This is a genomic window from Pseudomonas sp. efr-133-TYG-103a, from assembly GCF_030209235.1.
GTDB lineage: Bacteria > Pseudomonadota > Gammaproteobacteria > Pseudomonadales > Pseudomonadaceae > Aquipseudomonas.
On record NZ_JARVSK010000015.1, the window covers coordinates 62,922 to 76,845 of the forward strand.

General features: G+C 61.4%; 10 protein-coding genes and 1 pseudogene. 2 read left to right on the forward strand and 9 right to left on the reverse strand.

From position 1 onward, the window contains the following. Nucleotides 1-58: 58 nt before the first annotated feature. From QRN36_RS13405 to iolC, 9 genes are all read right to left on the reverse strand, one after another. A complete protein-coding gene (locus QRN36_RS13405; protein ID WP_285424466.1) occupies nt 59-1,627 on the reverse strand; it encodes a sugar ABC transporter ATP-binding protein in 1,569 nt (522 codons plus the stop codon). An 83-nt stretch (nt 1,628-1,710) separates the two neighbouring features. Then, complete coding sequence (locus QRN36_RS13410) at nt 1,711-2,640, reverse strand: sugar ABC transporter substrate-binding protein (RefSeq protein ID WP_285424467.1); 930 nt, start codon at nt 2,638-2,640, stop codon at nt 1,711-1,713. Nucleotides 2,641-2,698: 58 nt separating this feature from the next. After that, nucleotides 2,699-2,938 carry a hypothetical protein gene (locus QRN36_RS13415; RefSeq protein ID WP_285424468.1) on the reverse strand — a complete coding sequence of 80 codons (240 nt, stop codon included), beginning with the start codon at nt 2,936-2,938 and terminating at the stop codon, nt 2,699-2,701. 265 nt (nt 2,939-3,203) lie between these two features. Continuing rightward, on the reverse strand, nt 3,204-4,223 hold the full coding sequence (locus tag QRN36_RS13420) for a Gfo/Idh/MocA family oxidoreductase (RefSeq protein WP_285424469.1): 1,020 nt from the start codon (nt 4,221-4,223) through the stop codon (nt 3,204-3,206). A gap of 161 nt (nt 4,224-4,384) precedes the next feature. Next, nucleotides 4,385-6,316 carry a 3D-(3,5/4)-trihydroxycyclohexane-1,2-dione acylhydrolase (decyclizing) gene (gene iolD, locus QRN36_RS13425; protein ID WP_285424470.1) on the reverse strand — a complete coding sequence of 644 codons (1,932 nt, stop codon included), beginning with the start codon at nt 6,314-6,316 and terminating at the stop codon, nt 4,385-4,387. Between the two features lie 170 nt (nt 6,317-6,486). After that, a complete protein-coding gene (locus QRN36_RS13430) occupies nt 6,487-7,986 on the reverse strand; it encodes a CoA-acylating methylmalonate-semialdehyde dehydrogenase (protein ID WP_285424471.1) in 1,500 nt (499 codons plus the stop codon). A 22-nt stretch (nt 7,987-8,008) separates the two neighbouring features. After that, nucleotides 8,009-8,818, reverse strand: coding sequence for a 5-deoxy-glucuronate isomerase (gene iolB, locus QRN36_RS13435; protein WP_285424472.1), 810 nt, complete (start codon nt 8,816-8,818; stop codon nt 8,009-8,011). A 2-nt stretch (nt 8,819-8,820) separates the two neighbouring features. Then, nucleotides 8,821-9,741 (reverse strand): myo-inosose-2 dehydratase, encoded by a 921-nt coding sequence (gene iolE / locus QRN36_RS13440; protein WP_285424474.1) that lies wholly within the window; start codon nt 9,739-9,741, stop codon nt 8,821-8,823. Between the two features lie 52 nt (nt 9,742-9,793). Continuing rightward, on the reverse strand, nt 9,794-11,731 hold the full coding sequence (iolC, locus tag QRN36_RS13445; protein ID WP_285424475.1) for a 5-dehydro-2-deoxygluconokinase: 1,938 nt from the start codon (nt 11,729-11,731) through the stop codon (nt 9,794-9,796). Between the two features lie 233 nt (nt 11,732-11,964). Here iolC and QRN36_RS13450 point away from each other — a divergent pair, with 233 nt between their 5' ends. Both QRN36_RS13450 and QRN36_RS27575 read left to right on the forward strand, forming a co-directional pair. After that, nucleotides 11,965-12,888, forward strand: coding sequence for a MurR/RpiR family transcriptional regulator (locus tag QRN36_RS13450; protein ID WP_285424476.1), 924 nt, complete (start codon nt 11,965-11,967; stop codon nt 12,886-12,888). Between the two features lie 320 nt (nt 12,889-13,208). Beyond that, nucleotides 13,209-13,892, forward strand: a pseudogene (locus QRN36_RS27575) (PAS domain-containing protein); the annotation flags it as partial. Between the last annotated feature and the right edge of the window lie 32 nt (nt 13,893-13,924).

Here is a 13,924-nt window from a genome sequence, read left to right on the forward strand (position 1 = left end):
TGCCTCTTGTTCTTGTTCGGACCCGAAACGGGCCGTCGGCAGTCGGCGGGTGCGCCGCTCAGTGGAGAGCGTTACCGGACGCCAGGTGCATGACACGCTCTTGAGTCGCATCGGCGCGGTCCAGGGTGCCCATCATTTCGCCCTCGTGCATGACCATCACCCGGTCACTCATGCCGAGCACTTCCGGCAATTCCGAAGAGATCATGATCACCGCCATGCCTTGGCTGGCGAGCAGGGAAATCAGCCGGTAGATCTCGGCCTTGGCGCCCACGTCGATGCCCCGGGTCGGCTCGTCGAGAATCAGCACGCGGGGGTTGGTCATCAGCCAGCGCGCCAGCAGGGCTTTCTGTTGATTGCCGCCTGACAAGGTGTCGATGCATTGTTCAAGCGACGGCGTCTTCACCCGCAGTTTCTTGCACATGTCTTCGCACAGCACGCGCAGCGCTTTCTGATGCACGAAACCGTTGCCGACGTAATGCGGCAGCACGGCCATTTCCATGTTTTCCAGCACCGAGAGACAGGGAAACAGACCACTGAGCTTGCGGTCCTCGGTGAGCAGCGCGAAGCCTTTTTCTATCGCCAGATGCGGGTCGCCGATCCTGACCGGCGCGCCGTCAAGGATGATTTCCCCTGCCGTGCTGGGCGTAATGCCGAACAGGGTCTCGGCGACATTGGTGCGCCCCGACCCCATCAGGCCGGCGATGCCAAGCACTTCGCCGGCATGCAGGTCAAACGACACGCCTTCGAACACGCCTTGCAGTGAGAGATCGCGCACGGACAGCAACAGATCGCCGATCGGCGTTTCGCGCTCGGGGAACAGTTGGGTCAATTCGCGGCCCACCATCATCGAGATCAGGCTGTCGCCGTTCATGCTGTCGGCACGCTGCAAGCCGATGTAAGCGCCATCGCGAAACACCGCCACTTCATCGGCGATGGCGAACACTTCGTTCATTTTATGGGTGATATAGATGATGCCCTTACCCTGCGCGCGCAGGTCGGCAATGATCGAAAACAGGTGGGCGACTTCTTTTTCGGTGATGGCCGAAGTCGGCTCATCCATGATCAGCACGTCGGAATCGTAGGACACCGCCTTGGCGATCTCGACCATCTGCCGCTCGGCGATGCTCAGATTGCCGACCTGTTCCTCCGGGTCGAGGTTGATGCGCAGGCGTTCCAACAGTTGCGCGGTGCAGCGGTGCATGGCGCGATGGTCGACCATGTGCAGGCCGTTGAGCTGCTCGCGACCAATCCAGATGTTCTCGGCGATGGTCATGTGCGGCATCAAGTTGAGTTCCTGGTGAATCATCGCGATGCCCGACTGCAGCGCCGTCAGCGGCGTGTCGAACACCACCGGCTTGCCGCGCAGGAAGATCTCGCCGGCGTCGGGCTGGTAAATGCCGGCGATGATTTTCATCAGGGTGGACTTGCCCGCCCCGTTCTCGCCCATCAGCGCCAGTACGCTGCCGGGCCGCACGCGCAGTTGCACGTTGTCCAGCGCCACCACCCCGGGAAATCCTTTGCTGATATTGGTGATTTCCAGCAGGTACGGATGCTCGGCGTCGACGATCGTCGACTCCATCGGGGCATCGCTGCGCGGAGCGGTCGAAGCAGTAGCGGAAGCGAACATGGTCCAGGCTCCTCAGTTGACATCGGCAGCAGAGCGACGGCGCGCCGCCCTCTGCATCCTGTCAGTCGTCGTCGGGTGAGCGGTTACTTGAACGTGCTGACGTTTTCCGGGGTGATCAGCCTGAACGGGATCACGATGGCCTGCTCGGGCAACGTCTCTTTTCTGGCCAGTTTCACGGCGGCATCGATGGAACCTTCGCCCTGGCCTTTGCCGTCCTGGAACACCGAAATCGTCAGGTCGCCTTTTTTCACCGCCCTTAACCCGTCCGGCGTGCCGTCCACTCCCGCGACCAGGACGTCACCGGGTTTCTTGCCCGCCTGCTTCAAGGCCATGGATGCGCCGATGGCCATTTCATCGTTGTTGGAGACGACGGCGCTGAAATCACGGCCCTGGGTCAGCCAGTTATTGGTGATGTCCATGCCTTTCTGCCGACCCCACGCGCCTTCCTGCTCTTCAGCCACTTTGATGTCGGGGTAATTTTTCAGCACTTCCTTCACGCCTTCGGTGCGGTCGCGAGTCGAGTTGTTCGACAGCTCGCCCAGCAGAATCACGATGTTGCCCTTGCCGTTCAGCTTCTTGGCCAGGTACTCCATCTGCATGCGACCGGCTTCCTTGTCGTCGGAGGTGACCGAGGCCACGCCCGCCGGAAGCTTCGGATCATCAGGGCGGCGATTGACGTAGACCAGCGGAATGCCGGCTGCGGTGGCGGCTTTGGTGATGCGCGCAGTCGCTGCGGTGTCGACCGGGTTGACGATCAGGGCATCGACTTTCTTGCCGATGAGTTCCTGAACCTGATCCAGCTGTTTGTTCACATCGTTGCGGCCGTCGACGAACTGCAGATCGACCCCGCCCATGGCCTTGGCTTTTTTGCCCATGTCCTCGCGCATGTAGGTGAGGTAGGTGTCATCGAACTGCGACATGGCCACGCCGATTTTCAGATCGGCCGCCAGCGTAACGCCGCTGCCGAGCATCAGGGCCAGTGCGAGGGAGGTGAAGCTAAGCTTGATGTTCATGAACGGTCTTTCTCCAAATTCTTGTTGTTGTAGTGAATTGGCTAACGACTGCTGGTGTTCAGAGCGACTGTTGCGGACTGGAAAAATGCGGGTTCGTGAAGTGCGCGACCGAGGCAGCGGACGCGCCGCAAACCATCACGCCGTGGCTTTCGACGCACAGCACTCGGGCAGCGGCGGCAAGCGCGCGATCGAGCAAAGGAGCAGTGATGACGGTGACGCGGGAGGCGGCGCGGAGGATGGCGCTGGCGGCGTGTGAGGTTGAACGGCAAGCCTGGGTGGCATGTTTGAGAATGTTCATCGACGGTACCTGTCTGCTGTGACTTTCTTGTTTTTGTGTCGCTCGTCGAGCCTGATGCGGTGGGCTTGGAAACAGCTCCGTCACCGGGCCTGGACGTCGATAGTCGGCAACCTGGAAATGACTCTATTGGAAAATAATTTCCAATTCAACCGATTTTAGAATTTATTTCTATTTCCATTTTTCGAGGTGCATTCGCTCGATCCGGCAGCAGGCACGGGCCCGCTGCGGTGGACGATCCAGACCGCTGAGCGCCGCTACAGCGCCGCTACAGTCCTACTACCCTGCCCTCTAGCGCACTGGTCCGCGCGGCGTCGAGGACGCGGGCCGACGCCACGGCATCCCGGGCATCCACCGGATTGCGGCCCTGACTCATCACGGCATCCTGCAATTGCCGATAGAACTCCGGCCAGCAACCGCGCTCCGAAGGCACCCGTTCACGGTGTTCGCCCTGCTCGAACCAGCCCCAGCGCCGGTGCTCTTCAACGCCCCAGCGATCGCCTTCGGATTTAGGCGACAACCCCGCCAGCGCGGCCTCTTCCTGACCATCAAGGCCCTCAACGGTATAGCAGCCCTGTGAGCCGTTGACCCGGAAACGCGGACCTTTGGCGTTTTGCAGGCAATTGCCCCATAAATGCGAGATCACACCACTGGCATGGGTCAGCGACACGAAAAAGCCGTGATCGACCTTCTGCTCCGGGGTGGCGAATTCAAGCTCGGCATACACCCGCGTAACCGGACCGAACAGCAGCAGCGCCTGATCGACGAGGTGACTGCCCAGGTCGCGCAGAATGCCACCGCCGCTCTCCTTGCCCACCGAGCCCGGCGAATAACGCTCGACCCGGGATTCAAACCGACTGATCCGGCCCAGCACGCCCTGATCGATCAGTTTGCGTACGGTGAGAAAATCCGAGTCCCAGCGGCGGTTCTGATAGACGCCCAGCAACACACCGCGCCGCTCGGCAGCGTCCACCAGCTCCTGTGCCTGCCGGGCATCCGGGGCAAAGGGCTTGTCGCTGACCACGGGCACGCCGAGTTCGATGGCTTCCAGAATCAACGCACGCCGGGAAGCCAGCGGCGTGGAAATCACCACCGCATCAATGCCGGCCGCCACCATGTCGGCCAGGCTGTCGAAGGCCGGCACTTTGGGATGGTCCTTGTGCAGGTCCTGCCGACGCTCGGGCGAGCGAGTGACCACGCCCGCAAACGTTGCGCCGTTCAGGCTGGCCAACAAGGGCGCGTGAAAATAGCGCCCGCCCTTGCCGTAGCCGATGAGTCCGATTTTCATGAGATCTCCTTTGTACATTGCATCTGCGCCATGCACCGGCCTTTTCCCGGCTGAAGCCGGTCCTGCAGACGCTGCACGCTTTTCGTAGGACCGGCTTCAGCCGGGAAGAGGCCGAGTCAGTCGGCAAACAATGTTGAGCCCTACCCGCGACCGACCATTCATCAATATTTACGGGCTTTTGCCAGCATCGCTTTTTGCCGCTCGTGCGCCTCAGCGGTTTTATCGCTGGTCGACACCTCGGCCACGCCCACGCGCCACCATGACAAATACCCATGGATCATTGTCTTGGGCAGGACCTTGATGTCGATCAGCGTCGACACCGTCTGCTTGCGCGCATCGGCCAGCGCCGCCTCCAGCGCCTCGACGGTCTTGACCGTGTAGGTCTTGCAACCGTACGCCGCTGCACTCATGGCGAAGTCTACCGGCACGAAGTCGCCGTCGAGCTGCCCCGTCTCCGGATTGCGAAAGCGAAATTCAGTGCCATAGCTGCCCATGCCGTTGCCCATCTGCAGGTTGTTGATGCAGCCGAACGCCATGTTATCCAGCAGCACCACATTGATCTTGCGCCGCTCCTGAATCGACGTCGCAAGCTCGGAATGCAGCATCATGTAGGAACCGTCGCCGACCAGTGCGTACACCTCGCGCTCGGGTGCAGCGATCTTGGCGCCGAGCGCGGCGTTGACCTCGTAACCCATGCACGAATAGCCGTACTCGACGTGATAGCTGTCCACGCTCATGCTGCGCCACGCCCGTTGCAGATCGCCCGGAAGGCTCCCAGCCGCCGCAACGATCACCGCATCGTCCGGCAGGTGCTGGTTGAGCACGCCAAGCACGCGGCTCTGGGTCAGGCACGACCCGGTCATCTCGATGAAATCGCGCAGCACTTGCGGGTCCAGATGGCCGCTGACTTCAGGCTCGAAATCTTCGATCTGATAGTCCACGGCGTATAAACGATCAACCTCCGCATCCAGCGCCGCCCTTGCCCGCGCAGGTCGATCGCCCCACTGCGCACGATAATCGCCCATGTGCCCGGCGATCGAGCGCAGCGCCAGGCGCGCGTCGGCGAGCACCTGCACGCCGTCGAGCTTCTGCACGTCGAACGCGCCGACATTGAGGTTGAGAAACTGCACGTCGGGATTCTGGAACAGTGACTTCGAGCCGGTGGTGAAATCACTGTAACGGGTGCCGACACCGATGATCAGGTCAGCCTCGCGCGCCAGCGTATTGGCCGCCAGCGAACCGGTTTCGCCAATGCCGCCCATGTTGAGCGGGTGCGCGGACACAATCGCGCTCTTGCCGGCCTGGGTTTCAGTGAACGGAATATCAAAGCGCTCCGCGAACGCCTGCAATTCGGCCGCCGCGCCGGAGTAACGCACGCCGCCCCCGCAAATCAACAATGGCTTGCGTTTGCCCCTGAGCAGCGAGACGGCGTCGGCGAGCATCGCCTCCGTGGCTGGACGGCGATCGATGCGATGCACGCGTTTTTGCAGAAACGAATCGGGGTAATCGTAGGCCTCGCCTTGCACGTCCTGCGGCAGCGCGAGGGTGACCGCCCCGGTCTCGGCAGGGTCGGTGAGCACGCGCATGGCATTGAGTGCGGCACTCATCAATTGCTCGGGCCGGTTGATGCGGTCCCAGAATTTGCTGACGGCCTTGAACGCATCGTTGGTGCTGATGCTCAGGTCGTGGAATTGCTCGATCTGCTGCAACACAGGATCCGGTTGACGACTGGCGTAGACATCGCCGGGCAGCAACAGCAACGGAATGCGGTTGGCCGACGCCGTGGCCGCAGCGGTGAGCATGTTCGCGGCACCCGGGCCCACCGACGAGGTGCATGCGTAGATCTTGCGCCGCAGGTGCTGCTTGGCGAACCCCATGGCGGCGTGGCACATGCCTTGTTCATTGCGGCCCTGATGCACGACCAGATCGCCGCTGTCCTGCTCCAGCGCCTGGCCCAGCCCTAGCACGTTACCGTGGCCGAAAATCGTGAACACCCCGGCGACGAATTTGCTCTGCACGCCGTCGACTTCGACGTACTGGTTATCGAGAAACTTCACCAAAGCCTGGGCCATGGTCAGTCGTGTCGTGGTCATGCTTGCACCTTGTTTTTATTGGAGGTGATGGTTCGGCTCACGCATTGATCGTTCCCACGCTCTGCGTGAGAACGCATCACGGGACGCTCCGCGTCGATGGTCTGACGCGGAGCGTCAGTGGCGGCGTTACCACGCGGAGCGTGGGAACGATCATTCCGCTGCTCAGACGCTTACTTCGCCGTCGGCATGCTGAATTCTGCGCCTTTGGCGATGCTGTCCGGCCAGCGCTGCATGACGCTTTTGTAGCGGCTGTAAAAGCGCAGGCCTTCTTCGCCGTAGGCGTGATGGTCGCCGAACAGCGAGCGCTTCCAGCCGCCGAACGAATGCCAGGCCATCGGCACCGGAATCGGCACATTGATGCCCACCATGCCCACCTTGATGTTGCGAGCGAACGCCCGGGCGATGCCGCCGTCGCGGGTGAAACACGACACCCCATTGCCGAACTCGTGAGCGTTGATCAACTCGACCGCATCGGCGAAATCCGCCACATGGACGATGCCCAGCACCGGACCGAAAATCTCTTCCTTATAAACAGTCATGTCCGGGGTCACGTCATCGAACAACGTCGGGCCGACGAAAAAGCCACTCTCGGCGCCCGGCACATTGAACGGGCGGCCGTCGACGATCAGCTTCGCGCCCTCTTTCACGCCCTGATCAATGTAGCCCTGCACCTTGGCCTTGTGCGCCGCCGTGACCAGCGGGCCCATGTCGGAATCGGCGTTCATGCCGTTGCCGACCTTGAGCGAATCGATGCGCGGCAACAGCGCATCGATCAGTTTCTGCCCGACATCGCCCACCACCACGGCAATGGAAATCGCCATGCAGCGCTCGCCGGCCGAACCATAGGCGGCGCCGATCAGCGCATCCGCCGCCTGATCCAGATCGGCATCAGGCATGACGATCATGTGATTCTTCGCCCCGCCCAGCGCCTGTACGCGCTTACCCTGAGCGGTGCCTTGCTGGTAGATGTACTCGGCGATCGGCGTGGAGCCGACGAAGGAAATCGCTTCGATGCCCTTGTGCTGCAGCAAGGCGTCCACCGCCACCTTGTCACCCTGAACGACGTTGAACACGCCGTCCGGCAACCCCGCCTGCTGGAGCAGGCGCGCCATCAGCAACGACGCCGATGGGTCGCGCTCGGACGGCTTGAGGATGAAACAGTTACCGGTGACCAGGGCCATGGGGATCATCCACAGCGGCACCATGACCGGAAAATTGAACGGTGTGACGCCTGCGCACACGCCCAGCGGCTGACGCAGGTTCCAGTTGTCGATGCCGCCGCCGATGTTGTCGCTGAAATCGCTTTTCAACAGACTCGGCGCGCCACAGGCGAACTCGACGATTTCAATGCCGCGCACCACCTCGCCCTTGGCATCGGAAAACACCTTGCCGTGCTCGCGACAGATAATCTCAGCCAGCTCATCGTGGTGCTGATCGAGCAGTTCCTTGAACTTGAACATGACCCGCGCGCGACGCAACGATGACTGATCGGCCCACGCCGGAAACGCCGCCTGCGCCGCCGCCACGGCCTGATCGATGGTGACCGGCTCGGCCAGCGCCACCCGCGCCTGGACTGCGCCTGTGGCCGGGTTGAACACATCGCTGAAACGCTCGCTGGCGTCGTGCACCTGGCCGTTGATGTAGTGGCCGATAATCGGGGCGTTGCTCATGGTGGCTCCTTGAGAAATGGCGTTAAAGATCCAGCAACCACTGATGCTCGGGATCGTTGTGAAATTGCCAGGCGCGTTTGGGCCCCGCCATCACATTCAGGTAATACGACTCGTAGCCATAGGGCACGCTGACCGGGTGATACCCCTTGGGCACGGTCACCAGATCATTGTTTTCCACTGCCATGGCCTGATCGATGCTGCGATCGTCGGTGTACACGCGCTGAAAAATGAAGCCCTGGGGCGGGCTGATCTGGTGGTAGTAGGTTTCCTCCAGAAAACTTTCGTGGGGCAGATCGTCCTTGTCGTGCTTATGCGGCGGGTAGCTGGACGAGTGCCCGGACGGGGTGCGCACTTCCACCACCAGCAGCGAATGCGCAGGCTCGCTGTCGGGCAAGATGTCGCAGACGTAGCGGGTGTTCGCCGATTTGCCGCGCACACTGCGCTTCATGGTTTCAGGCCGGATCAGCCGCGCTGGCAACCCCTTGGAACGATCGCCGGGCGCTGCGCACACCGCAATTTGAACGGCACTGAGGGCCGTGACCTGCGCCTGGCTGTCAGGCGGCAGATAAACGGCAAAGGGCGATTTTTCATCGAACACCGACTGCCGATCACCGATGTTCTCCCAGCTGAAACTGCCCTGCCCCGGCGATTCGCCGCTGACGCTGACACGTCCGCTGAGCAACACCAGGCAGATTTCTTTGTCACCGCAGCTGACCGGCAGCCGTTCGCCCACCGTCAGGCGATGGGCAGAAAAACCGACGTATTCCAGCACGCCCTCGGCCAGCGCCACGACATCGCGGCCTTCGGCCTTGCTCTTGACGAGAAGATTCATGCTCACAGGCTCCTTTGTGCAGGGTTGTGTTCGTGTGCGGCGGCCAGCAGATTGCGCAGCGTCTCGAAGCCTTTTTTCGCGTACACGTAACTGGGCGCAACGGCCGGATCCTGCTCGGCTTCGACCACCAGCCAGCCTTCGTAACGGGCCTGCATCAACACCTCGAGCAACGCGGCGAAATCGATGTCGCCATCGCCGGGCACCGTGAACGTGCCGTTGACGATACAGTCCGGGAAACTCCAGAGGTTGTTGCGCGCCAGTTGCACGACCGGTTTGCGCACATCCTTGAAGTGCACGTGACAGACCCGGTCGATGTGCTTGCGCAACACTTGCAGCGGATCGCCGCCGCCCATGTAGCAATGGCCCGAATCGAACAACAGCCCGACTTCGCTGCCGGTGCGGGCCATCAATTGATCGATGTCATCGGGTGATTCGACATACGCCCCCATGTGATGGTGATAAGCCAGACGCACGCCTTGCGACAGCGTGAAGCGCGCAAGCTCGGTCAGCTTGTCGGCGTACACTTGCCAGGCGGTGTCACTGTGAAAGCGCGGGCGCTCGACCAGCCGGATGCGTTGCCCCTGAATCGAGTCGGCGACTTCGCCATACACCAGCACGCTGGCGCCATTGTGCTTCAACAGCTCGACATGGCTGGCGATGGCTTCGATCTCTTCGGCCACCGAGCGGCTGGCGAGCCGGCTCGAATACCAGCCCGAGACCAGCGCCAGACCGTAAGGCCGAAGCACATCGGCCACGCCCTTGGCGTCCTTGGGGAACTTGCCGTTGAGCTCGAAGCCTGCATAGCCGATTTCCTTGCCTTCGCTCAGCGCCGTGCTCAACGGTGTTTCTCCTCCCAGCGCGGGCAGGTCGTCGTTGCTCCAGGAAATCGGGTTGATGCCAATTCGGATTGCGGAAGCGGGCATGGCTGCACCTTTTTGTTGTTATCGCGTATTGAAAATACCGACTGCGCCCGGCTCACGCCCGCGCATCACGCCAGGACTCGATCAGGAAACCGAACGTGCTCTGCACCCGACTGATGAGCCCGGCGTCGTCGATTTCGCCTTCCAGCCACGCACGGCTGGGCTCGTGAAAAATCGTCCGGCCCACGGCAAATCCCCGGCACGTGGTGCTTTGGCTGGCTTCACGAAAACCCGCGGCCAGGGTTTCCGCCGGCGCATTGAGCCCCAGCAGCACCACGCCGCGGCAGTACGGATCACGCGCCTGGATCAGCGCATCGAGTTGCTCCCAGACGTGAGCGGGTTGGGATTCGATCTTCCACCACGCCGGGTAAATGCCGAGGTTGTAGAGGCGCTTGATCGCGCGATAGATCACATCCGGGTGCGTTGAAGGGTGATCCTTGGGCGGGATGACTTCCAGAAGCAATTCATGACCGCTGGCCTGAGACGCCTGATACAGCCCCATCAACTGCGCTTCCTGCTCCAGACGCAACATCGACTCGTCGTCCGGATGGTATTGCACCAGGCATTTGATGATCTGCTCCTGGGGCCACGTCTGCAGGTTGCTGCCGATCGAGCGGCCATGCTCGAACGCCAGTGGCCGCGAGCCCTGCACCTCCACCGGCCGGGCGATCCACCAGCCCCGGCCGGTGGCGGCGTTGAGCGAGTCCTGACCAAAGCGCTGGTCCGCCAGCAGACCGACATCGGCGGCGATGCCGCGCTTGCGCAGATCCGCCTCGACACGCTCGACCGCCTGAATGAACAATTGCTTGAGCTGACCGATGCAGGCCAGGTCGCGCCCGGCCTTCTGGGCGAGCTCGACCAATTGCCCACGATGATCGAACGCAAAAATGAACAGCTGCTGCCATTGCTTGCGTGGCACGCTGACCCGGTGCAGACGCTGCAGCACCGCGTCCTGATCAGGCCGGGTGATCGGCACCGGACTGCTGAACAGATAATCCAGCTCGGCCAGGGTCGGCATCGCCGGCGCACAGGCATGGCGCGACACGACCAGGCCGCCACAGGCATTGGCCAACTGGCAGCAGCGCTCGTCGCTGTCTTCGTTGAGCCAGCCCTTGAGAAACCCCGACATGAAGGCATCGCCGGCGCCAAGCACATTGAGGACTTCCACGCGTACACCGGGGTAAATCGCGCCGTCTTCCAGTCGTGATGGAATCGCGCCATGGATCACCGTGCAGCCTTGCGGCCCCAGCTTGACCACCAGTGTTGCGTCGGTCAGCCCGCGCACCGTGCGCAACGCGGTCAGCAGATCGGTGGCTGCGCCGGCGATCAGGAATTCTTCCTCGGTGCCGACGATCAGGTCGAAGCGCGGCAAGATACGTTGCACATGCTGACTGACCTTCTGGTCGGCCACGAACCGGGTCTCACCATCGGCCTTGCCGGTCAAGCCCCACAGCACCGGCCGATAGTCGATGTCCAGCACACGCCTGACGTCGTGCTTCTCGGCATAGTCGAGCGCCTGGCTGCTGGCCTTGAACACCTGATCGGTGGAGAAATGCGTGCCGGTGATCAGCAACGCTTTGCTCAAGGCAATCTGCGCCTCGTCGATGTCCTCGGCCTGCAGCGCCATGTCGGCACAGTTTTCGCGGTAGAAGACCAAGGGAAAGGTTTCGCGATCCTTGATACCGAGCAGCACCATCGCGGTCAGGTGCTCGGGGTCGACCTTGATGCCGCTGACGTCGCAGCCTTCGCGGGCCAGGGACTCGACGAGGAAGCGGCCCATGTGGTCATTGCCAACGCGGGTCAGCATGGCCGACTTGACGCCCAGCCGTGCGGTGCCGAACGCGATGTTGGCCGACGACCCACCCAGGTATTTGGCGAAGCTGCCGACATCTTCCAGACGCGCGCCGATCTGCTGCGCGTAAAGATCGACGCCCAGACGTCCGAGGCAAATCACGTCCAGTTGGCGTGCGCTGGCAAAACGAGTCTGGCCCATGCTGGCTCCTTTTATTTTTATTAAGCCCGGGCTTGCGAGAAGCCCTGTTCGTGAATGCAGACTAGAACGCTGCAAGGCAAGGAGCAATGATTTTTTCTATATTTTTTTCAAGTAGAATATTTTTTCCACTTTGCGCAAATGCCCATCCTTCGTGCTAAACAGAGGCAAGTCGCAGCCAAGCCACGCTAAACTGCCAGCCGCGTTTACAAGAACAAGCCAAAGGATCCATCCGTATGCCTCGCACCGATCAGCCCTCCCTGCCCGAGACCGACGACAGCGCTGCGTCGCCCATCATCGCGCCGGACACGGCTGACGCCTTGCTCAAGCTGATCACCGCCGAGTACGAAAGTCTGCCTCGTCAGCTCAAGCGGATTGCCAGTTACATGAGCCAGCAGAGTGATCGGATCATGGTCGACCGCATCAGCGACATTGCCCGTGAATGCGAGGTGCATCCGTCGGCCATCGTGCGGTTTTCCCAGCGCTTCGGTTTCAGCGGTTTCAGCGAAATGCAGTCGTTGTTCCGCGAGGCGTATACGCACAAGGCAACGCCGGTGCAGAACTACCAACAGCGTATTCGCAGCATGATCGCCAACAAATCGCAGAAAGCCAGCGGCGGCGACCTGGCGCGCGAATGCGTGAACGCCACGCTGTCCGGGCTCGAGCGGCTGGCGCTGGAACTGGACGACGAAGCGTTCGAGAAGGCCGTCGACCTGGTCGTCAATGCCGACAATATCTATGTGGTCGGCGTGCGCCGATCGTTCGCCGTGGCCGATTACCTGGTTTACAACCTGCAGCACACCAACAAACGCATTCACCTGATTTCCGGACTCGGCGGCAGTTACCGCGAGCAGATGCGCAGCGTGCGCGCCAACGATCTGGTCATCGCCATCAGCTTCACGCCGTATGGCAAGGAAACCCAGCACTGCCTGCGCATCGCGCAACACCATCAGGCCAAGACGCTGATCATTACCGACAGCAACCTGTCGCCGCTGGCCAAGCGCGCCAACTCGGTGCTGCTGGTCAACGAAGGCAGCTCGTTCGCCTTCCGCTCCCTGAGCGCCACGCTGTGCCTGTGCCAGGCACTGTTCATCGCCGTGGCGTACCGGCTGGAGTTGAAGGTGGACGAGATGTCGGAACAGGTGGGTTTCGAGGATTGAACAGCCGAGCGCTCGGCCAGTTCGGTGAGAATGGCGGGTGCAGAATTCGACGCCGCTTGACCAACCTTGTACAAAACCGACGAGCTGTACAAGATGTAAGTAGCTTTTTGATATCACGTTTGTGATGATATCTGCGCTGCTCACGGAAACGGCAGTTGAGCCATCACCGCGCTCACAGGGTCAGGGAACACGACCGCTCCGTCGTTCCACCTGCGAGAGCCGCCATCATGTTTTTCGACTCGTCCAAGAATAAAGTCATCCAGACCCTGCAACACACTGTCTCCCATCAAACCAGCCTGCTGGAAGCGATCAACCGCTCGATGGCCAGCATCGAGTTCGACCTGCACGGGGTTGTGCTCAGCGCCAACGACAACTTCTACCGCGTCATGCACTACCGCCCCGAGCAGGTGATCGGCAAGGAACATCGCATCTTCTGCACCGCCGAATACGTGCGCAGCAGCGAGTATTCGCAGCTCTGGGCGCGGCTGCGCACGGGCGAGTTCGTGTCGGCGACCTTTCAACGGGTGGCGGGTGACGGACGCACGGTGTGGCTGGAGGCCAGCTATAACCCGATCAAGGATGCCGAGGGCAAGGTGATCAAGATCGTCAAATACGCCGTGGACGTGACGGAAAAACTTCAGAACGAGCGCGAGTCGCAGAACAAACTCCAGGCCATTGACCGGGCCATGGCGGTCATCGAGTTCGGCCTCGATGGTCAGATCATCGCGGCCAACGACAACCTGCTGCGGCTGATGGGCTACAGCCGTCAGGAACTGCTGGGCAAAAACCACCGGATCCTGTGCCCCGCCGAACTGGTCAGCAGCGGCGAATACCAGGATTTCTGGCGTCAGCTGAACAAAGGCGAATTCTTCAGCGGCCAGTTCAAGCGCGTCGGCAAGCATGGTCAGACACTCTGGCTGGAAGCGTCCTACAACCCGGTGTATGACGCCTGCGGAAAGCTGTGCAAAGTCGTCAAGTTCGCCTCTGACGTCACGGCACGTATCGAGAAACACGAGCAGGACTCCCACAGCGCGGC

What these genes read in the sequence shown, in the direction of transcription:
- iolE (WP_285424474.1), bottom strand. Translation starts at nt 9,741, where the DNA reads ATGCCCGCTTCCGCAATCCGAATTGGCATCAACCCGATTTCCTGGAGC.
- QRN36_RS13430 (WP_285424471.1), bottom strand. Translation starts at nt 7,986, where the DNA reads ATGAGCAACGCCCCGATTATCGGCCACTACATCAACGGCCAGGTGCAC.
- iolC (WP_285424475.1), bottom strand. Translation starts at nt 11,731, where the DNA reads ATGGGCCAGACTCGTTTTGCCAGCGCACGCCAACTGGACGTGATTTGC.
- QRN36_RS13415 (WP_285424468.1), bottom strand. Translation starts at nt 2,938, where the DNA reads ATGAACATTCTCAAACATGCCACCCAGGCTTGCCGTTCAACCTCACAC.
- QRN36_RS13405 (WP_285424466.1), bottom strand. Translation starts at nt 1,627, where the DNA reads ATGTTCGCTTCCGCTACTGCTTCGACCGCTCCGCGCAGCGATGCCCCG.
- QRN36_RS13410 (WP_285424467.1), bottom strand. Translation starts at nt 2,640, where the DNA reads ATGAACATCAAGCTTAGCTTCACCTCCCTCGCACTGGCCCTGATGCTC.
- iolD (WP_285424470.1), bottom strand. Translation starts at nt 6,316, where the DNA reads ATGACCACGACACGACTGACCATGGCCCAGGCTTTGGTGAAGTTTCTC.
- QRN36_RS13450 (WP_285424476.1), top strand. Translation starts at nt 11,965, where the DNA reads ATGCCTCGCACCGATCAGCCCTCCCTGCCCGAGACCGACGACAGCGCT.
- iolB (WP_285424472.1), bottom strand. Translation starts at nt 8,818, where the DNA reads ATGAATCTTCTCGTCAAGAGCAAGGCCGAAGGCCGCGATGTCGTGGCG.
- QRN36_RS13420 (WP_285424469.1), bottom strand. Translation starts at nt 4,223, where the DNA reads ATGAAAATCGGACTCATCGGCTACGGCAAGGGCGGGCGCTATTTTCAC.